The sequence below is a fragment of the Ardenticatena maritima genome (assembly GCF_001306175.1).
In the GTDB taxonomy this organism is placed as follows: domain Bacteria; phylum Chloroflexota; class Anaerolineae; order Ardenticatenales; family Ardenticatenaceae; genus Ardenticatena; species Ardenticatena maritima.
This window is the reverse complement of the sequence record NZ_LGKN01000001.1, coordinates 1-19,788: the sequence shown is the minus strand read 5'-3', so window position 1 is coordinate 19,788 and position 19,788 is coordinate 1. Positions and strand designations below refer to the sequence as shown.

The window sequence follows — 19,788 nt, the reverse complement described above, 5'->3', positions numbered from 1 at the left end:
GCGCTATAATCGCGCCAACATCACACACAGCGAGCCGCACAACCGATGAACAGAACCATCACACTCAAACCGAAACGCGAAAAATCCGTCGCCCAACGCCACCCCTGGCTGTTTAGCGGCGCTATCGCCCACGCCGACGCCGAAGCCGGCGACATCGTGGACGTGCTCGACCATCGCGGGCAGTGGCTGGCGCGCGGCTACTACAACCCCGCCTCGCAAATTGCGGTGCGCCTGCTCACATTCGACCCCGCCGAGCGCGTGGACGCCGACTTTTGGCGTCGCCGCCTGGAACGCGCCATTGCCCGCCGCCGCGCCCCCATCATCCCCGACGAGACGAACGCCTATCGCCTCGTCAACGCCGAATCGGACGGGCTGCCGGGGTTGATTGTTGACCGCTACGCCGATTTTTTGGTGTTGCAAAGCCTCACGCTGGGCATTGAGCGGCACAAAGCCACGATTGTTGAAGCGCTTGCCGACCTGCTCGCACCGCGCGGCATTTACGAGCGGAGCGATGAAGAGGTGCGGCGGCTTGAAGGGCTTGAACCGACCGCCGGGCTGGTGTGGGGCGAAGCGCCGCCGGCGCTGGTGCGTATCAGCGAGCATGGGCTCTCCTTCTGGGTCGACGTGGTGCACGGGCACAAAACGGGCTTCTACCTGGACCAGCGCGAAAACCGCGCGTTGATTCGCCGGTTTGCCGCGGGGCGGCGCGTGCTCAACTGCTTTGCCTACACGGGCGGGTTCACTGTCGCCGCGCTCGCCGGCGGGGCGACCGCCACCATCAGCGTGGAGAGTAGCGCCGACGCACTCGCCCTGGCGCGTGAAAATATCGCGCTCAATGGCTTTGCCGACGCCGACAACACGTTCATCGAAGGCAACGTGTTTGAAGTCTTGCGCACCTTCCGCGACCGCGGCGAACAATTCGACCTGATTGTGCTCGACCCACCCAAGTTTGCCTACACCCGCCGACAAATTGAATCCGCCGCACGGGGCTACAAAGACATCAACCGGCTGGCGTTGCTCCTGCTTGCGCCAGGCGGTATCCTGATGACGTTCTCCTGTTCGGGGCTTGTCTCGGCGGATTTGTTCCAGCAGATTCTGTTCAGCGCCGCTCTGGATGCCGGTCGCGACGCGCACATCATCGCCCGCATGACACAGGGACCCGATCACCCCGTCGCATTGACGTTTCCCGAAAGCGCCTACCTGAAAGGGCTGGTTTGTCTGGCAAGTTGAAGGCATGAAGATACAAGCGCGATGAGCGAGCAAAAACCCGAAGACGCCCAAACCCCAGAGCCGCACAAAAACGAAGACCCCAACGAGGTCTGGCATTTTCGCGGCTATCACCTGCGCCCCAGCGAATTTGCAACGGCGATGGTGCACTTCTACCGCGGCGAAATGTCGCGCGCCAACGTCTGGCGCCAGCGGCTGGACAGCACCACCAACTGGGCGGTCGTCACCACGGGCGCGACGCTTTCATTTGCGTTCAGCGCTCCCAACAACACCCACCTGCTCATTCCCATCAACACCTTGCTCATCACGCTTTTTCTCATCATCGAAGCCCGCCGCTACCGCTACTACGAACTCTGGTCGTACCGCCTGCGCCTGCTGGAAACCGACCTTTTTGCTGCCATGCTCGTGCCGCCGTTTGAACCGCGCCCCAAATGGGCGACCCTGCTTGCCGAAACACTGCTCACGCCTCATTTCACCATCAGCATTTGGGAAGCCATCGGGCGGCGTTTTCGGCGTAATTACCAGTACATCTACATCGTGCTGGCGCTCACCTGGTGTATCAAAATTTACCTGCACCCCTTTCCCCTGCAATCATGGGATGCGTTTCTGCGCCGCGCCGCCGTGGGTCCCATACCCGGCGAAGTGATTATCGGAGCGGGGATTCTCTTCAACGTGTTGATTTTCGCCATCGGCTGGCTCACCACAGGGCTCACCCAAGCCTCGGGCGAAGTCTTGCAACCGCAAGACCTGCCACTCCCCGCCCGCGTGGTCCACCGCCTGGGGGAACTCGCCACCGACCTACTGGAAGACGGCGCACCGGCGATTTTCCAGCCGCACGACCAGATTGCCTACATCATCACCGACAAGGGGGAAGAAGTCGCCCAATTGATTCTCAATCGCCTGGGTCGCGGCGTGACGGCGTTGCGCGGCACCGGCATGTACACCGGCAAAGAACGCGCCATTTTGCTGGTCGCCGTCCACCCCGAACAAGTACGCGAACTGAAACGCTCCGTCTATACCGCCGACCCGGACGCGTTTCTCATCCTGAATCCGGCGCATGAAGTTGTGGGACGCGGCTTCCAGGCGCCAAGTTGAACCAACAAACCGAGGATGACCGATGACCAGACCTGCCACCATCCGCGATTTGGTCGCGCCATACGTTCCCGATATCGAAGCCGCCATGCGGCGCTACGTGCCCCCCATCGAAGGGGAAGGCGCCGCAATGTTCGGCATGTTGCATTACCACCTGGGCTGGGCGGATGAAACGTTCCGCCCTGCACGCCAACCCACCGGCAAGCGCGTGCGGGCGGCGCTGGTGTTGATGAGCGCTGAAGGGCTGGGCGTGCCCCGCGAACGCGCCTTGCCCGCTGCTGCGGCTGTGGAACTGGTGCATGAATTCTCGCTGATTCATGACGATATCGAAGACGGCGACCGTGAGCGCCGCCATCGCCCGACATTGTGGACGCTGTGGGGCGTGCCGCAAGCCATCAACGCGGGTGATGCGCTTTTTGCCATCGCCCACCGCGCATTGTTCGGGCTGGCGGACGTGGGCGTGCCCGCTGAGCGTGTGGTGCATGCCGCCCACCGGTTCAGCGAGACCATGGTGGCGCTTTGCCGCGGGCAACACCAGGATATGGCGTTTGAAACGCGCCTTGACGTCACGCCCGATGAGTACCGCGCCATGATTGCCGGCAAAACCGGCGTGCTGTTGGGGCTTGCCGCCGAGTTAGGCGCGATTATCGCCGGGCTTCCTGACGACGACCGCGCCCGCTACCGCCGCTTTGGTGAGCGGCTGGGGCGCGCCTTCCAAATTCAGGACGACCTGCTTGGGCTGTGGGGCGAAACGCACCAAACGGGGAAACCCGTGGGCAACGACATTCGCAAACGCAAGAAGAGTTTGCCGGTGTTGCTGGCGCTGGCGCACCCCGGTCCAGACGCTGAATCGCTGCGCGCCCTCTACGCCCGCGAAACGCCGCTGACCGACGCCGACGTCGAACGTGCGCTTGCGATTATCGAGCAAACCGGCGCACGCAAAGCCGCCGAAGCCGAAATGCACGCCGCCTACGCCGAAGCCGAACAGATGCTCGACGAGGTAGCGGTGCAATACGGCGAGCACGCCGTGGAACAACTCCGCCATCTGGTACGGTTGTTGCAACATCGCACGGAATAAGAGACAAACCGATACGCTCAACGAGGAGGCATGCATGCAGAACCTGTACACAGTCAAAGAAGTACTCAACTACGGGGGATTTTTTGGCGGCGATACCGTTTCATTCATTGCCACCCGCTTCGACGACCCCGAAGGGCGCGAGTACGATTTCACGGTGGATGAAGGTGTCTTCACCAACATCACCGAACGCCACAAGGTCGTTGAAGGCATGGTCCTGGCATTGGACGTTGCCGAAAGTGGGCGCGTTGAAGCCGCCGAAGTGGTCGCCGCCCAATCGCGGGAAGCATTGCGCGCCGCGATTCGCGACGACGCGCACGAGGAAAAACCGTACCGCGTCTTTGCCTACAAGTGCCCGGCGTGTGGGTTGTGGGTACACGGCGAACCGGACCATCTTGGCGGCAACGAATATCGGTGTCGCGTCTGTCAGGCGACATTCACCGCCTAGCCGCGCTCAATCAGGTAAAAACGCCGCCATCACCTGGTTGGCGAGCAACAAACCGCGGCGGGTCAAGTGCAGGCGGTCGCCATCCCACATGAGCAAGCCTCGCGCCAGCAACGCATCAATCGTCGCACCGAAGCGCGCTTCCAGCGTAGCCCCAAACCGTTGCGCAAACTGCGCCGCCGAGACCCCCTCGCGCACAAGGCGCAAACCGAGCATCATCTGCTCAGACTGCGCCAGCGCCACGTCAATGGGGTCGCGCGTGGCGGGGTCAAGCGCGGGGGCGGGAAGATCGTCGGGCGTCTGTTCACGCATGACGGCACGCATGTACGTTTGCGGGTGGCGCACGTTGGCGTAGCGCACACCGCGCACATAACTGTGCGCCCCCGCCCCAATCCCCACGTAAAACTGGTTGCGCCAGTAGATGAGATTGTGCTGCGACGCCAACCGCGGCGTTCTATCATCACCAGGCTGGGCAAGCGCCCAATTGCTGATTTCGTACTGCGTATATCCCGCCCGCGCCAACCGTTCAAGCGTCCATTCGTACTGCGCGGCGGCTTCATCGTCGTCCGGTGGGGGAATATCGCCCCTCTCAATCGAACGTTGCAAGGGCGTTCCCGGTTCAACAATGAGGGCATACAGCGACAAGTGCGCTGGTTCAAGCGCCAGCGCCGCTTCCAAGGTTGCTTGCCATTCCGCCAGCGACTGGCGCGGCAACCCGTAAATCAAATCCAGGTTGATATTGTCGAAACCGGCGCGCCGCGCTTCATCCACCGCCTGGCGCGCTTCATCCGCTGAATGAATGCGCCCCAAAAAGCGCAACGTCGCGTCGTCGAAACTCTGCACGCCAAAGGAAAGGCGGTTCACCCCCGCCGCACGCAACGCCCGCAAACCTTCAGCACTCACCGAGCCGGGGTTGGCTTCAACCGTAATTTCCGCCGTCGGCGAGAGATCGAACACTCGGCGACATGCGTCAATCAGCCGCGCCAGGTGCTCCGGCGCCAGCGCTGTGGGGGTGCCCCCGCCAAAAAAGATCGTTTGCGCCGGCGGACGATTGAGCGCCCCCCCCACCATCTCAATTTCACGTTGCGCGGCGTCCACATAGCCGGTTTTGAGGTGGTCGAGGTCAATGTAGGTGTTGAAATCGCAGTAAATGCAACGCGCCGCACAAAACGGAATGTGAATATAAATGCCCAAAGGGGGCGGGTGCGCTTCCCACGCCGGGGCATACGAGACGTTATTGGATTGGAGCGATGCTGTATCAGAAATGGGCATTGAAACAACCACACTGGCACATATTTTTGAAGGTGAAGGGTGTCCACAAGTATACTCTCTTTTGGCAAAATCCAAACACCTGTGCCAAACTCTTTACATACCGTCGGCTGAAAAGCGCCAGAATGCGCATGGAATGATTGACCTTTTACCGACTTTCCTTTATAGTCAGCAGATGAACAAACGCCCTGAGAAACGAGAGAGCCGATGAAACAATCGCGCAAACCTCAAGCCACGCTCACACCTGGAACGATTCTCGGTGACCGGTATATCATCGAGGAAGTCATTGGGCGCGGTGGTATGGGGGCGGTCTATGCCGCCCGCGACAAGCGTTTTCGCGCCGTCATTCGCCGGTGCGCCGTCAAGGAAATGTACGACCAACTGCTCGATGAAGAGGCGCGCCGCCGAGCCATCCAAGCCTTTGAACGTGAAGCCAACATTCTGGCGTCGCTCAACCACCCCGCCATTCCCAAGGTGTATGACTACTTCACAGAAGGCGACCATCACTACCTCATTCTCGAATTCATCCCAGGGCAAAACTTGTTGCAATACATGCAAAAACGGGGGCGCCCCATTACCGCCGAGCAAGCCATTGATTGGGGGTTGCAACTCACGGACGTGCTCTCGTATCTGCACAATCACAATCCGCCAATCATTTTCCGCGATTTGAAACCGAGCAATATCATGTTGCGCCCCAACGGCTTGCTGGCGTTGGTGGACTTCGGGATTGCCAAGCACTTCCAACACGACGTGCGCAACACGATGATCGGGACGGAAGGGTACGCCCCGCCGGAACAATACGAAGGGATAGCAACGCCGCTGGTGGACATCTATGCGCTGGGGGCAACCCTGCACCACTTGCTGACGAACACCGACCCCCAGCAACATCGTCCTTTCAGTTTCAACACGCGCCCCATTCATGAGTACAACCCAACCGTCTCCGAAGAGTTAGAAGCCATCATCATGCGCGCCGTTGCCGAAGACCCGCTCGACCGCTGGCAATCGGCTGAGGAGATGCACCAGGCGCTCAAATCTGTGAGCCGCGGCACGATGCACTCGGTGCGCACGCTCAAACATTCTTCCACGCGCGAAATTACCCGCAAGATTACACGCCGTCTCATGGACGCCACCAGAGAAGTCTCGCCGACGCAAGACGTTGCGCCCACACGCCCGGTCGGCGATGAAGGGCCGGCCACGGTGCCAATCCAAGCCCACACACGGAGTTTCACAGTTGAGCCGCGCTGGATTTTCCGCACCGAAGAAGAAGTGCGGTCAACGCCTTGCCTGCATGAAGGGCACATCTACATTGGAAGTTATGACAACAACCTCTACTGCCTCGACGCTGAAACCGGCGAATTTTTGTGGAAATTCCCCACGCGCGGCGGCATTCCGGGGCGCGCCGTGGTGTACCAAAACATGGTCATCGTCGGTTCCGAAGACAAATGCATTTACGCGATTGACGCCCTCTCAGGGCGACAAGCGTGGAAAGCCGAAACGCAGGGGCGCGTCCGCGCGTCGCCTTGCGTGGCGTACGATAATGTGTACATTGGCTCTGATGATGGCATGTTCTACTGCCTCGACGCGGCGAGCGGGCGCATTCTGTGGAAATATGAAGTCGGTGCGCCTATCCGCTCGACGGCGGTTGTGTTCGACCAGATTGTGATTTTCGGCGCCGAAGATACGCAGGTTCACGGTGTGGACGTGATGACCGGCGCAAGCCGCTGGAAGGTGCGCACAAATGGGCCCGTCATTTCCAGCCCGGCATTGAGCGGGGACCGCATTGTCGTGGGCTCCATGGACTGGGTGGTGTACAGCATTGACGCTTCGTCGGGGTGGGTTATCTGGCGCTACCGCACCGGCGACCGCGTGGTCTCATCGCCTTTTGTGGACGGCAACAAAGTCTATATCGGCTCGGTTGACGCACACGTCTATTGCATTGACGGCGAATGGGGCAAACTGGTGTGGAAACGGCGGCTTGGTCATCAAGTCACGTCGTCGCCCTGGGTGCATGAAGATCGTCTCTACGTCGGTTGTGTTGACGGCAACTTCTACTGTCTGGAAACAACACATGGGCGCATTCAATGGTCGTTCCAGACCGGTGGACCGATTCCCGGTTCGCCGCGTGTCGGGTACGGCAATGTCTATTTTGGCTCGCTCGATCACTTCGTGTACGCTATTCCAATCAACATTGACCAAACGGAGTAAGCGTTGATGGCTTCGGCAACCTTTCAAGAAGATTTTTACCATCGCCTTGGGCTTCCCCCCGGTGCTGATGAGGCGCTCATTCGGCGCCAATATCGGCGTTTGGCACGCTTACTCCACCCAGACACGGGGGCGCAAACGCACCAATCGGCTGAATTTCTTGCCATTCAAGAAGCCTACGACATCCTGAGCGACCCCATCAAGCGCCGCGATTACGATCGCTGGCTGCGTGAACATGGTCTATTTCCACCGTTTCACGCCGAGATTCTGCACGGACCGCACGTTCTGCGGGCGACCAATTCGCCCCAGCGGCTCTATATGCTGTTAGAGTTACGCGCCCGTGAAGAAGCCGCCAATCGCCCACCAACCATCAACCTGGTGCTGGTGGTGGACCAGAGCAGTTCGATGCGGGGCGAGCGGCTCTTCCAGGTACGGCAAGCGGCGCGCATGGTGGCCGAGCGCCTGGGGGCGGACGATTACCTCTCGATTGTCGCGTTCAACGATTGGGCGGACATCGTCCTGCCGGCGCAACACCGCCCATCCCCCACCACGCTCATGGAAGCGCTCAACAAATTGCAAGCCAGCGGCGGCACAGAAATCGCCCGCGGGCTTGAAGCTGGATTCAGTGAAGCGCAAAAGTTTCACACTCCCGGCGTCGTCACCCAAATCATTCTGCTGACCGACGGCAACACCTATGGTGATGAAGACCGCTGTATCGCCCTGGCACAACGCGCGGCGGCGCACAACATGAGCATGACGCTGCTCGGTATCGGCACAGAATGGAACGACCGCCTGCTTGACAAGATGGCGGATATTTCCGGGGGGCAATCGTATTTTCTGCGCGAACCGCGCGACATTCTGCGTGTTTTTGAAGAACAATTGAAAAATCTGCGCACGACGATTGCCAGCCACGTTGACCTGACCATCACTACCCCCGACGAAAGCGAAGTGCTATCCGTGTATGAAGTTTCGCCAGGCTTGAAACGGATCACGCCGCAAGATGACGGCGCATACGTGTTAGGCGCGCTGTACAACAAACCGGCGCGTAGAGTGCTGATTGATCTCAAACTCACCATTGACCAGGACCGTCGGGTCGTCCTGCCCGCTGTCTTTGAAGTTGAGGCACGGATCATTGGGCAAACCCGCCCGATACGCTTGCGGCTCACGACACCGCTCAATGTGGAATCCGTTTCCGAAAGCAAACTCAATTACCCTGAAGAAGTCATCGAAGCCGCACGACGCGCCGTCATTTCGCGTCTGCAAGAACAAGCATGGGAAGCGCTTGAAAAAGGCGACGTCGAACAAGCCGAAGCCCATCTCGCCCTGCTGGTGGACCGGTTCCTGGAACTGGGAGAACGCAACCTGGCGCAAGTGGCAGAAAAAGAATTGTCGCGCTTGCGCGCCACAGGTGAACTCTCACCAGAAGGTACACTTGAATTGAAATATGGAACACGCATGCTGGCCTTGCCTGCGCCACAAACTCATCAATCGTCAGAGGGAGCATAAGCGTCCATGAAGTCATGCCCTCAATGTGGTTCTACCAACCTGAGCAACACGCTGTTTTGTGATGCCTGCGGCACACCTCTACGTGATGACATCGTTGTCGAGCCGACACGCTTATACGAAGACACGGTGAACGGCGGGAGTGTGGATGATATTCACCGCCGAGCGCCGCCCACTGAACGGACAACGCTCGTCAGCGGGCAATGGGCGTTGATTATTCTGCCCCAGCGGCATATTGTGCGCCTTCCCGAAATTCCTTCGATTATTCTTGGAAGGGGGCATCATCATAAAGATCCATTCATTGATTTGGAGCCATATGGTGCACACGTCGCCGGGGTCTCACGACGCCACGCGCGCCTGACCCGCAAAGGGATGGGGGTCTATATCGAGGACCTGAACAGCACGAACGGCACGTATGTCAACCGCGTGCGTATTCCAGCGCATACACCGACGCCGGTCCAACCGGGCGATATTATCAAACTGGGGCGTATGAAAATTTTGATTCAAGCCGAATGAAGGAAGGAGTGAGCCATGGCTTACACGGTGATTATGCACGTTGCCAATGAAGACCCCTTTGTTGCCGAATTGGAAGAACTGCCCAAGCCGACCGACCAGGTTGTGATTGTGACCAACCCACGCCGCCGAGACGGCAAACCACTGCCCTATCTTGACCGTGAAGCGGTGCAAGTCTATTACCCCTGGAACCGTATTACGTTCATGGAAGTGCTCGCACCGCAACGCGCACGCGATGAAATTGTGGAATTCTTCCGCGACTAACGTTTCCGCTTCCACTGAAACGGGGCGCCTTAGAGCGCCCCGTTTTGCATCTCCACACTGGTCTGTTTATGACAACCAATCACGCCAGATTGCCAGGGCATCGGCGTCGGCAAAATAGTGGAAGTGGTCGCACGTCAGGGTGCGCTGGTCGAGTAGCGCCGCCGGATAGAGACCGCGATTGCCAAGCGCGCACATGCTCCGCATGTTCAAAATCAAATCGTGCTGGTCGGCAAAGAAATGGTCGAGCAGCGTATCCACAGCATGCGCCGCGACACGATACAAGCGTTCCAGGCGACGGCGTTCGCTCAGTTCTTCCGGCACAGCATTGCCGGCCATGACAAAGTAAGGAATGCGGGGGTTATCCACGGGTTGCAACAACTGCGCCACCACCTCGGAATCTGGTTCCAGGCTTTCGATGCCCTGCAGTGTTTCAGCCAACCGCCCCAGCGCCCAGCCAAGAAGAAATGCCTGCGGCTGCGGCACGCTACGATTGATGAGAATCGTCGCCAGAAGCGTGGCGGCGTCTTTGGCTTTCGCCAACAACGTGCCTTCATTGGGCGTTGCCGCCAGAAAAAGACGGCGCACGTATGGCGCGCCACCTTCGCGCTCAATCGCCAGACGGCTGATAGCCGTGCCCATGCTATGCGCGAACATGTCCACCTGGACGCCGCGCCCCTCCAACACAGAGCGCAACGCCTTCCCCAAGCGCTCGGCATTCTCCCAGACGCCCGTCCCCACCGATTCGTAGTCAAAGGTCAGCACGCGGTCGTACGCCCGACAGATGCCTTTTTCTGGAAATTGGGAGAGGGCGCGCACAAAATGGCGTGAATCACTGTTGAACCCATGCACAATCAGCGCGATACGCATGCCGGGCTGAAGGTCTGTGGCGTGCACACTCCGATAATGGACAGCGCCGCCGTCATCCGTGGGGAGCACATGGACGTCAAACCCCGGATGCCCAGAGGAGAAGTGGGGCGGCACATACCGCGCCACATGCAAGGTTCCATCCGTCAAGGGGTCTTTGCCCCAGCCGGTCAAGCGGTAGAAATAGAGCCGTACCGTGCGCCGCCAATCACGCACGCCAATTGAAGCCTCTCCCCCCGGTGGAAGCCAGGTAATGCGCACCATGCCATCATATTCGCGCCGCCCAACCGGATAGAAAAACTCGCCATCATGCGCGAGCGCCACAACGCCCTGGCTCTCCATGTCGCGCGTGGTGGGCAACCCAATCATGAGCGGGGTTTCGGTGCGCACAGCCGCAAAATCCTCCGGCGTTCCCGCAATCTCCAGCGCGACGGCAGGCGCAGCACGCTGGCTGCGATGAACCAGCGCCACCGGTTCGGCGACGCCTTGCAATCCCGGCGGCGCGGGCACATCAAACGCACGCAGATGCTGCCCTTGGGTGAAAGCACGCACTTCGCCGCCAAAACCCGGCGGGAACGCTACCCGAACATCGAACGTCTGCACATCCAACGCCGCGGTTGTTTCAGGGGGGCGAATCGTCACCAGCCGCACGGTCGCCGCATACCACCACGGCGTATCCGGTGGAACGTTGGGGGACACACAGGCCTCGCGTAGCGCCTGCCAGAAGGCTCGCGGTTCCCCCTCACCGTGTACGCCACCCAACCACGTCGGCAGGACAACGGGTGTGGAAAACGCCAGCACCTTCAACGTATCGCGGGTCTCGGCGCCATCGGCGGGGAGCGTGGCGCGCAATGTCCCTTCTTCGCCGAGCGTCAACACTTCGCCCCCCGCCAGACGGAAGGGCGTATCGGGCGGGTGCAGGGGGGTGCATGTGCCGTCCGCGCCGATATTGAGGAGCACGACAAAGAGCGTGTAGGGTGTTTGATTGGCAATCCGCACATGCACCTGTTCCCCCGCCGTGAGCACCCACGCTTGGTCATCGTGGCGGGGCAGGGGCGCACCGTCGGCGTCGGTCAGTAGCACGTCCAGCGGTTCAGCATGGGCTGGTGCATGTGGCGCATGCGGCAAGCGCGCCACCGTCCAAGCGTGCGCCAGCAACCGCAAACGGTGCGCCACAGCCTCAGCCGTGGCGGCGATACGCGCCAGCAGCACGCCGTCGGCGTCGTACAACAATGCCGCTTCGCCTTCTACGCGCAAGCGCACATGCGCGCGCGTGGGGTCTTCCACCACATGCCAGCACCGCTGGACAAACGCATCCGCCACAAGCGTTTGCCACAACAATTCAGAGGCGGTATCCAGGGGCGCAATGGTGTATGCCTGAGCAGCCGAGCCGTCTTCCAGGGTCTTCATGGGGAATGCTCCTTTGCTTGTACGCAATGGGCAAGCAGGTATGGTGTATTGCAGCACAAAGCCAGCCGCGTGGCAAATACCGCGCCACACCACTTCGCGACAATTGCCATTCAGCCCCCTGCGAGTATCATGCCCCCATGCCGAGACCCAATTCACCAATACGCCGTCAGGAGGAGCCGAACGTGGATCTCAACCAGATGTCCCAAATGATCAACTGGCTAGATGAAGAACACCGCCGCGACAAAGCCCTGTTGCTTGAACTGCGCCAAAAGGTGGAAAGCCAGGCGGTTGAACTGGAAAACCAGGCGCGGCGCATTCAGGATTTAGAGGGGCGTCTTTCCAACACGCAAGCGAAACTATCGCGCTTCACGCAGATTGAGCAGGCGCTGCAACAATTGCGTGATGAAGTCACCGACATGATAGCCCGCCTGGAAGAAGAGAATGAACAGGCGCGGCGCGAAGAAGCGCGTATTCGCCAGGTTGAACGTGAAAACACAACCCGCGCCATCAACGAATTGCGCCGCAGCCTCGATAAATTGCCCCAACTTGAAGAACGCATCAAAGCATTGCGCGAAGAAGACAAACGCATTATCGAACAGGTGCAAGACCTGGCGACGCGCACCACCACCCTGCAACGCACATTGCCGTCACTGGAAGACCGCGTCGCCTACGTTGAAACGCAGCGCGTCAATGACCAAAAGCATATCACGCAACTGCAAGAAGAAAACGTGCAATTGTTGCGCCGCACGGAAGCCCATCAAGCCAAACTGGAACTTATTGAGGATTTAGCCCGCCGCAACGAGCAAGCCATTGCCGCTTTGCAAGCCACCCGCGAAGACCTGCGCCGCGACTTCAACAAGTGGGTTGAAAACGCCCAGCTCCGCGAAGCCGATTTCCAGCAAAAAGTGCAGCAGTGGGAAATCAGCATGAACGAGTATGCCGAGCAAATTCGGCAGCAACAGCAATTGCTGAGCCAGACGCAACAGTTCCAGGTGCGTGTGCAGGAGCATCTCAAAGCAATTGAAGCGTTCAAAGATGAATTGGAACGCGAATTCAACCTGACAGCCGAAAAAATGCGGTTGTCGGTGGAACAGCAACGCCGCCTGTACGAGGAGTGGAACGCTGAGCAAGAGCAACGCTGGCAAAAGTTCCGCCTGGAACGTGAAGCCAAGTGGAACCAGATTGACGCGCGCCATGAAGAGTTGAAAGACCGTCTGCGCCAGTTGGAAACGTTCCGCCGCGAAGCGAACGACCGCTTACAACAATTGGGGCGGCAGATTATTGACATTCAAACCGAATATCGGGCGCTCATTACGGAGTTGTGGGCGTTCCAGGAAGAAATCGCCTCGGCGCAATTGGAGGATATGCGCCGCCGTTTCCAACGCATTAGCGATGCAGTGCGAGAACATACAAACGAAGCCTGAGCGCCTATGCGAGTCATTGGCACAGCGGGACACGTTGACCACGGCAAATCAACGCTGGTGCAAGCCCTGACGGGCATTGACCCCGACCGGCTGAAAGAAGAGAAAGCCCGCCAGATGACAATTGATTTGGGCTTCGCGTGGATGACGCTTCCCAGCGGGCTGGATGTGAGCATTGTGGATGTGCCGGGGCATGAAGATTTCATCAAAAACATGCTCGCCGGTGTTGGGGGGATTGACCTGGCTATGCTCGTTGTCGCCGCAGATGAAGCCGTGATGCCGCAAACGCGCGAACATCTGGCGATTCTGGATTTGCTGCGTGTTCGGCGGGGGATTGTGGCGCTGACGAAAATTGACCTCATCGAGGATGAGGAGTGGCTGGCGCTCGTGCAAGACGATGTGCGTGATGTGTTGCGTGGCACCATTCTGGAAAACGCCCCCATTGTGCCGGTATCGGCGCGTACCGGCGTCGGGCTGGACGAACTCCGCGCAACGCTCGACCGCTTGCTGGCTGATATTCCGCCACGCCCCGACGTCGGGCGCCCACGCCTGCCGATTGACCGCGTCTTCACCGTGGCTGGGTTTGGCACGGTGGTGACGGGGACGCTGTCGGATGGCACGCTCCACGTTGGCGATGAGGTGGAGATTCTGCCACGCGGGTTGCGCGGACGTATCCGCGGCATGCAAACACACCGTCACCCTGTGGAAACCGCCGCTCCCGGGCGGCGGTTGGCGATCAACGTGAGCGGCGTTGATGTGAACGACGTGGCACGTGGGGATGTGCTGGTGAAGCCCGGCACGTATCGCCCCACATACCTGGTTGATGCAACGCTCCACCTTCTGCCTGACGCCCCCAAGCCACTGCGCCACAATGCTGAAGTGGAGTTTTTCGTTGGGGCTTCCCAAGTGATGGCGCATGTGCGCCTCATCGGTGTGCGCGAACTGCGCCCCGGTGAACGGGGGTACGTGCAGTTGCGCTTCGACCGACCAGTGGTGGTCGCACGCAACGACCGCTTTATCATCCGCCAACCATCCCCCAGCCGCACGCTCGGCGGCGGGCGCATTCTCGACCCGCACCCAGGGCGGCGCTGGCGGCGTTTCCGCGAGCAAACGCTGGCCCGGTTCCGCCTGCTCGATGAAGGCGATCCGCTTGATTTGCTGGTCCAGACACTGCGGCGAGATGAACCGATCGCCACCGAGGCGTTGCTGGCGCAGAGCCCGCTTCCCCCTGAAACAACCCACGCCGCATTGGAGCAGGGCGTTCGCGAAGGGCGCATACGTCGTCTTGCCGAGCACATACTGCTTTCCGCCGAGGGGTGGAGCGCCTATGCTGAACGCTTGCAACGCCTGCTGAAAACCTACCATGCCCAACACCCGCTGCGGTTGGGGATGCCGCGTGAAGAAGCGGCGAGCCGTCTTGGGCTTTCTTCCAAACATTTTGCCGCTCTGCGCGAGGCGTTTTGTGAAGAGGGCTGGCTGGTTGAGGAAAACGGCTTGCTACGTCTCAGCACATTTCAGGTTCGCCTGCGTGCGGAGCAACAAGCCGCTGTGGACCAGTTGCTGGCGGCGTTTCGCGCCCACCCCACACGCCCGCCCAGCGCCAGCGAAGCCGCACGCATGGTGGGCGAGGATGTGCTCGATTTGCTGATTGCGCGCGGCGACCTGGTACGTGTGAGTGCTGATGTGCTGTTCCTGCCGGAGACGTATGCGCAAATGGTGGAACGCATTCAAGCCCTGATTCGTGAGCGCGGCAGTGTGACCGTTGCCGAAGTGCGCGACCAGTTGGAGACAAGTCGCAAATACGCTGTGGCGCTGCTGGAGCATCTCGATGAACGGCGCATTACGCGGCGGGTTGGCGATGCGCGGGTGCTGCGGTGAGACCGTTCTTTGGACGCACGTGCGCTGGCAACCGGAGAAGGTCATTTACGCTGATGGAAACACCCACTGCCAGATCCATTCGCGTTCAGCGTTGGGATACTTGCGAGCCAAAGCGTCAGGGAGAAAGACAGCACCGTAGCCACGGGCAAGGTCCTGTTGGTGAACGTGTTGCACGTGCTGCAACTGCCGCTGGAGGGGTTCTACAAGCGCCTGCGGCAACACCGTCACGCGGTCTTTTTGCCCCTTGCCATCGCGGACAATCACCTGAAACTGCTCGAAGTCCAGGTCTTTCACGCGCAAGCGCAGGCATTCCATGAGGCGCAGGCCGCTTCCATAGAGAAGTTGGGCTATCAGCAGGTGCAGACCAGTCAGGTGAGCGAACACGCGCTGCACCTCCTGGCGGGTCAGAACGGTTGGCAGGCGTTTGGGCTTCTTTGCGCGTACGGCATTGATCGAAAGATCCAGGTCCTGCCCGAGCACATCACGATAGGAGGAAGAGCAACGCACTCAGTGCCTGATTTTGGGTGCTCGCGGCGACATGTTCTTCTACAGCAAGGTGGGTGAGGAAAGCCTCAATTTCGGGCGCGCCCATCTCCTTGGGGTGACGTTTGTTGTGGAAGAGGATGTAGCGCTTGATCCATTGGATGTAGGCTTGTTCTGTTCGGTAGGAATAGTGCTTGCGACGCAACACTTGACGAACACGGTCCAAAAGCTTTAGCGGGCGCTGGGGCGGTTGTTGTGATGAAGGTCTTGACATATGTATCATCCTGTTATACGATTGTTTTCACCAAGTGGGCATCTTCGTCTGCTTCACCGCCGAGCCATTATACGTCACTCCATCGTCACAGTCCACATTTTCTTCTGGCTACGGAGGTTATACGGAACAATTACGCAAAAGTCAACCAAAATGCAGGAATATACGGAATCCGCATTGAGCCATTTTAGCGGCGTCAATAACGGATTCCGTCTAGTTAATAGTTAGCCGCTCATCCGCTCGTACTTTGACAGGACGAACCGTCGCCGCACCAGAGAGATGGTCTCACGCAGCACACTTCTCACCCGAAAAGCCCGCTCTCAGGTGATGGCAAGCATGCCGTAGACGCCATGCCGCCGTCTTCGCACACCGCCGGCCACAAGCCGGCTGCTCGCCCTGGCGCGCCCAACGAAGAGAGAGGCTAAGGCTTGTCGGCCTTGCTCTGCGCTCCAACACTGGCTGTCTGAAAGGCGAGGCGGCTTGCGCGCTTCCTCAGCAAGGTGCAAAGGTTTGGGTGCGAGGTGGGGGTGTTGGTGGGCAAGCAAGCGCAGTGCGGCGGCGCGTTGCCACAAGCACGCGGAGGGCGTGTCCTCGTCGTGGGGTGTTGCGCCAGCCAACGCTGGCTAACACGCGCTTGCAGCCGACCCGCTCCGCGGGCGGCTGAATCGCAAACCGTTGGGCGTCATTAAGGACGACAAATATGTATACACATAAACCCAATTATTTATTTTCTAAAGTTGACTGGTTTTCAGTTAAAGAGCATCAAAAGAACGAGATGCTTGAAGAAATTAAAAATTACAACGCTAACAAATTGCTCAACACTCCAATAGACGACTTAGCTGAATATTTTAAGAAAAAATACTGGATAGATGTTCCTATTCTACATGAAGATAAGATAGTTGCTGACCAACGGGAGGTTCAGGTTGATGTTAGTCGTGATCCTATGAGATTTATTAGAGATAGAAGCAAACCATTTTATATTCAAGGCACTGAAATTGAGATTATCATTCCTTTTGAAGGAGATGCGGAGGCTTTTAATATTCAACCAAGTACATTTACGCTGTCTCCACCTAATGCAGAGATTAAGGGAAATACCATAATTGTGAGAATTCAGGGAGTAGATTTGACAACTGAAAATGTCAAATCACAGATTGATCGCACGATATCTGATATAAAAAGTTATCTTGAAAATCTCAGATGCGATGTTAAGCAGTTTAATGACAGTCTGTATTCTATTGCTCGATCTGCTATTGAACAAAGACGAGAAAAATTATTAAAAGACCAAAGTTTAGTGGCTGGACTTGGTTTCCCTTTGAAAGAACGAGCGGATGCTACTAAAACCTATGTCGCTCCTGAAGTCCGCCGTAAGATAATACCTTCTCCACCCGTGGCAAGCTCCGACCCATACAAACCTGAACCCGTTTTAGATTTGGAACATTATGAACATATTTTGAATGTTATTGAGAATATGGCCTTAGTCATGGAGCGCAGTCCTTCTGCCTTTGTCGATATGGATGAAGAGTCATTGAGAACCCATTTCCTAGTTCAGCTTAATGGTCATTTTGAAGGATCAGCTACAGGTGAAACATTTAATTATATGGGGAAGACAGATATTCTAATAAGAGTTAACGGGAAGAATATTTTTATAGCAGAATGTAAGTTTTGGGGAGGTCCGAAAAAACTGACAGAAACCATTGATCAAATTCTTTCTTATAGTTCATGGCGTGACACAAAGGTTGCCATTATAATTTTTAACAAAAACAAGAACTTTAGCGCAGTATTGGATGCTATTCCTAACACAATAGAAGAACATCCAAACTATAAAAGGAGCATATCACAAGTTTCTGATACGGGATTTCGTTATGTTATGTCGCATAGGAATGATCCAAGCAGAGAAATGCTTTTAACGGTTTTAGTATTTGATGTGCCGAAGCAACCATAAAGAAAGCTACGCCCAACAAAACGCTCCACCTGACCGCTATTCCGCTGCGCTCCATAGCGGCAGGTGAGCTTGGTCGTTGGGTTGCCTCTCTTGTGCTCAAAGGCATTACAGATGAAAAACCCATTTTCCCCAAAGTTGTTAGTAACTGTTAATCTGATTCTTGGTTTGTTTTTGTGGTTCTTATATTCAACTGATTACTCGCTGGCGGGAACTATTCCTGATATTCTGCTCCCGCCCGCCATTGGAATTATCGCCATAATATCTTTGGCTGTCAGCAGGACTAGCAGTAAGCGACAGCAGCTATTGGCCACACTCTCTTATCTTCCGTCAATAATAGGTGGTGGGCTATACGTTTTGACAGTTTTTTTAATGCTTATTCCCCCGTTCACATTGGGCACATTCTTCGCTGCTTCCGAAATTGCGGGGGAAACTGAAATACAGCGAGCGATTTCACCTGACAGGACACGAACTGCCTATGTGTATTTTCGGGGAGTTGGTGCATATAGCGGGGGGAATGGACGCATATTTGTCCGTATTAGGTATCAGGTGTTACCTTTTCTTGAAAGAGACATCTTTTACTTGCCTCGGTCGTATGCCAGCGAAGACACCGAAGACTATGTTGAATGGCGGGGCAATAATGCGCTTTACATATCTGAAACCCAAGAGGAGATTTCCGTAGGGATAATTGCAACGGAAACACCTCAAGTAATTGCGCTTCCCTATTACATCTTTCGAGTTCTTTTAACAATTGCAGAGCAAGCCAGGGTGAACCAACAACAAACTATACCTGTGAGGGATGTACCCATTTACCCAGGCACTATCTTTAGTGACCAGTCACAGTATTTGGAAAGGGAAGGCACAGTATTTCGTTCTTTCAATATTGAACGAGAAGACATAGAACAAGTTGTGAAATGGTATGAAGGGGTATTCTCAACGCCGCCTTGGACACTTGTCAAAATTGATCGGTACACAGAAACGGAATCGGGTTTGATGCATATTAGGTACTGTATTCAGGCGAGACGTGAGTTGGAGAATGAGAGACGCATATACTACTGGGAGTTTATGGGAAGCAATGATCCGTCCCGTGGAGTGCACGTAAACATTGGAAGTCCTAATCCTATTACAGACACTTGCGGCAGATACGTTGAAGCGCCGTGAAGATTTTATGCCAATAACAAACTGCTATCAGAATCATACAGGCAACCCAACCTGCGCTTCCACCTGACGCCGCTCCGCTGCGCTTCGCGGCGCGGGTGAAGCGCCAGCCGTTAGCCATCTCATTTGCTCGTACTTTGACAGGACGCACCCTCGCCGCACCTGAAAGATGGCCTCACTCAGCACACTGTCTCACCAGAGAAGCCCACTCTCAGGTGATGGCAAAAACGCTGTAGACGCCGTGCCGCCATCTTCGCACACGGTAGGCCACAAGCAGGCCGCTCGCCCTGGCGTGACCAACGAAACGTGCGGCTGGGGCTTGTCGGTGTTGCTCGACGTTCCCGCACAGGTTGGCTGATGGACAAGGCGGCTTGCGCGCACCTCCTCAAGGTGGTGGCTGGTTGGGTGCGGGGTGGGGTGTTGGTGGGCAGGCAAGCGCGGTGTGGCGGTGCGTTGCCACAAGCACGCGGGGGCGCGTCCTCGTCGTGGGGTGTTGCGCCAGCCACCGCTGGCTAACACGCGCTTGCAGCCGACCCGCTCCGCGGGCGGCTGAATCGCAGACCGTTGGGCAGCACGAGTTGTTATGTCATCTTGGGCGCGCAAATTTTACGCGAAGCAGGCTGAATGGAGTGGCATCTATTGGGGCAATGTGGAAGAACGGCATCGCCGCAAAGCGGAATGGGCTTACAGCGTTATTGGCGTTCCACCAAAGCGCGTTTTGGAGTTAGGGGCAGGTGGTGGGCAAAATGCCATTGCATTGGCAGAGAAAGGCTA

The 19,788-nt window shown here is 57.4% G+C and carries 14 protein-coding genes and 2 pseudogenes; 13 read left to right on the top strand and 3 right to left on the bottom strand.

The window, feature by feature from the left end:
• Nucleotides 1-45: 45 nt before the first annotated feature.
• Genes SE16_RS00070 through SE16_RS00055 form a run of 4 tightly spaced genes read left to right on the top strand, consistent with a single transcriptional unit; the run spans nt 46 to nt 3,842 of the window.
• Nucleotides 46-1,230 carry a class I SAM-dependent rRNA methyltransferase gene (locus SE16_RS00070; protein WP_054494259.1) on the top strand — a complete coding sequence of 395 codons (1,185 nt, stop codon included), beginning with the start codon at nt 46-48 and terminating at the stop codon, nt 1,228-1,230.
• A gap of 21 nt (nt 1,231-1,251) precedes the next feature.
• Complete coding sequence (locus tag SE16_RS00065) at nt 1,252-2,322, top strand: DUF2270 domain-containing protein (protein ID WP_054494257.1); 1,071 nt, start codon at nt 1,252-1,254, stop codon at nt 2,320-2,322.
• 22 nt (nt 2,323-2,344) lie between these two features.
• Nucleotides 2,345-3,397, top strand: a complete 1,053-nt coding sequence (locus tag SE16_RS00060; protein WP_054494254.1) for a polyprenyl synthetase family protein — start codon at nt 2,345-2,347, stop codon at nt 3,395-3,397.
• 34 nt (nt 3,398-3,431) lie between these two features.
• Nucleotides 3,432-3,842 carry a hypothetical protein gene (locus tag SE16_RS00055; protein ID WP_054494253.1) on the top strand — a complete coding sequence of 137 codons (411 nt, stop codon included), beginning with the start codon at nt 3,432-3,434 and terminating at the stop codon, nt 3,840-3,842.
• A gap of 6 nt (nt 3,843-3,848) precedes the next feature.
• On the opposite strand, the gene hemW is transcribed toward SE16_RS00055, so the two are convergent.
• Nucleotides 3,849-5,111: a radical SAM family heme chaperone HemW gene (gene hemW, locus SE16_RS00050; RefSeq protein ID WP_082374478.1), complete on the bottom strand. Its 1,263-nt coding sequence runs from the start codon at nt 5,109-5,111 to the stop codon at nt 3,849-3,851.
• Nucleotides 5,112-5,315: 204 nt separating this feature from the next.
• On the opposite strand from hemW, the gene SE16_RS00045 reads away from it, so the two are divergent.
• From SE16_RS00045 to SE16_RS00030, 4 genes are read left to right on the top strand one after another with little or no spacing between them, the layout of a single operon-like run.
• Nucleotides 5,316-7,313 carry an outer membrane protein assembly factor BamB family protein gene (locus SE16_RS00045; RefSeq protein WP_054494250.1) on the top strand — a complete coding sequence of 666 codons (1,998 nt, stop codon included), beginning with the start codon at nt 5,316-5,318 and terminating at the stop codon, nt 7,311-7,313.
• Nucleotides 7,314-7,319: 6 nt separating this feature from the next.
• Nucleotides 7,320-8,816 carry a DnaJ domain-containing protein gene (locus tag SE16_RS00040; protein WP_054494248.1) on the top strand — a complete coding sequence of 499 codons (1,497 nt, stop codon included), beginning with the start codon at nt 7,320-7,322 and terminating at the stop codon, nt 8,814-8,816.
• Between the two features lie 6 nt (nt 8,817-8,822).
• The gene (locus SE16_RS00035; protein WP_054494246.1) at nt 8,823-9,329 is read left to right on the top strand and encodes an FHA domain-containing protein; all 507 of its coding nucleotides are present in this window, start codon (nt 8,823-8,825) and stop codon (nt 9,327-9,329) included.
• Between the two features lie 15 nt (nt 9,330-9,344).
• Complete coding sequence (locus SE16_RS00030) at nt 9,345-9,590, top strand: hypothetical protein (protein ID WP_054494244.1); 246 nt, start codon at nt 9,345-9,347, stop codon at nt 9,588-9,590.
• 66 nt (nt 9,591-9,656) lie between these two features.
• Here the strand turns inward: SE16_RS00030 and SE16_RS00025 are convergent, their stop codons facing one another.
• Nucleotides 9,657-11,864, bottom strand: coding sequence for an esterase/lipase family protein (locus tag SE16_RS00025; RefSeq protein WP_060687043.1), 2,208 nt, complete (start codon nt 11,862-11,864; stop codon nt 9,657-9,659).
• A 182-nt stretch (nt 11,865-12,046) separates the two neighbouring features.
• Between SE16_RS00025 and SE16_RS00020 the strand changes: the two genes are divergently transcribed.
• A complete protein-coding gene (locus tag SE16_RS00020) occupies nt 12,047-13,288 on the top strand; it encodes a coiled-coil domain-containing protein (RefSeq protein ID WP_054494242.1) in 1,242 nt (413 codons plus the stop codon).
• A gap of 6 nt (nt 13,289-13,294) precedes the next feature.
• Nucleotides 13,295-15,163: a selenocysteine-specific translation elongation factor gene (gene selB, locus SE16_RS00015; RefSeq protein WP_060687041.1), complete on the top strand. Its 1,869-nt coding sequence runs from the start codon at nt 13,295-13,297 to the stop codon at nt 15,161-15,163.
• A 51-nt stretch (nt 15,164-15,214) separates the two neighbouring features.
• Here the strand turns inward: selB and SE16_RS16655 are convergent.
• Nucleotides 15,215-15,920 (bottom strand): annotated as a pseudogene (locus tag SE16_RS16655) (integron integrase); the annotation flags it as partial.
• Nucleotides 15,921-16,692: 772 nt separating this feature from the next.
• Between SE16_RS16655 and SE16_RS15165 the strand changes: the two are divergent.
• The 3 genes and pseudogenes from SE16_RS15165 to SE16_RS16425 all read left to right on the top strand — a co-directional run.
• Nucleotides 16,693-17,859 carry a hypothetical protein gene (locus SE16_RS15165; RefSeq protein WP_201782254.1) on the top strand — a complete coding sequence of 389 codons (1,167 nt, stop codon included), beginning with the start codon at nt 16,693-16,695 and terminating at the stop codon, nt 17,857-17,859.
• Between the two features lie 111 nt (nt 17,860-17,970).
• Complete coding sequence (locus SE16_RS15600; protein WP_152918031.1) at nt 17,971-19,017, top strand: hypothetical protein; 1,047 nt, start codon at nt 17,971-17,973, stop codon at nt 19,015-19,017.
• Between the two features lie 580 nt (nt 19,018-19,597).
• Nucleotides 19,598-19,788 (top strand): annotated as a pseudogene (locus tag SE16_RS16425) (class I SAM-dependent methyltransferase); the annotation flags it as partial.

Excerpts from the sequence above, each read along its gene's own strand:
- SE16_RS00070 (WP_054494259.1), top strand. The coding sequence starts at position 46 with ATGAACAGAACCATCACACTCAAACCGAAACGCGAAAAATCCGTCGCC.
- SE16_RS00065 (WP_054494257.1), top strand. The coding sequence starts at position 1,252 with ATGAGCGAGCAAAAACCCGAAGACGCCCAAACCCCAGAGCCGCACAAA.
- SE16_RS00060 (WP_054494254.1), top strand. The coding sequence starts at position 2,345 with ATGACCAGACCTGCCACCATCCGCGATTTGGTCGCGCCATACGTTCCC.
- SE16_RS00055 (WP_054494253.1), top strand. The coding sequence starts at position 3,432 with ATGCAGAACCTGTACACAGTCAAAGAAGTACTCAACTACGGGGGATTT.
- hemW (WP_082374478.1), bottom strand. The coding sequence starts at position 5,111 with ATGCCCATTTCTGATACAGCATCGCTCCAATCCAATAACGTCTCGTAT.
- SE16_RS00045 (WP_054494250.1), top strand. The coding sequence starts at position 5,316 with ATGAAACAATCGCGCAAACCTCAAGCCACGCTCACACCTGGAACGATT.
- SE16_RS00040 (WP_054494248.1), top strand. The coding sequence starts at position 7,320 with ATGGCTTCGGCAACCTTTCAAGAAGATTTTTACCATCGCCTTGGGCTT.
- SE16_RS00035 (WP_054494246.1), top strand. The coding sequence starts at position 8,823 with ATGAAGTCATGCCCTCAATGTGGTTCTACCAACCTGAGCAACACGCTG.
- SE16_RS00030 (WP_054494244.1), top strand. The coding sequence starts at position 9,345 with ATGGCTTACACGGTGATTATGCACGTTGCCAATGAAGACCCCTTTGTT.
- SE16_RS00025 (WP_060687043.1), bottom strand. The coding sequence starts at position 11,864 with ATGAAGACCCTGGAAGACGGCTCGGCTGCTCAGGCATACACCATTGCG.
- selB (WP_060687041.1), top strand. The coding sequence starts at position 13,295 with ATGCGAGTCATTGGCACAGCGGGACACGTTGACCACGGCAAATCAACG.
- SE16_RS15165 (WP_201782254.1), top strand. The coding sequence starts at position 16,693 with ATGCTTGAAGAAATTAAAAATTACAACGCTAACAAATTGCTCAACACT.
- SE16_RS15600 (WP_152918031.1), top strand. The coding sequence starts at position 17,971 with ATGAAAAACCCATTTTCCCCAAAGTTGTTAGTAACTGTTAATCTGATT.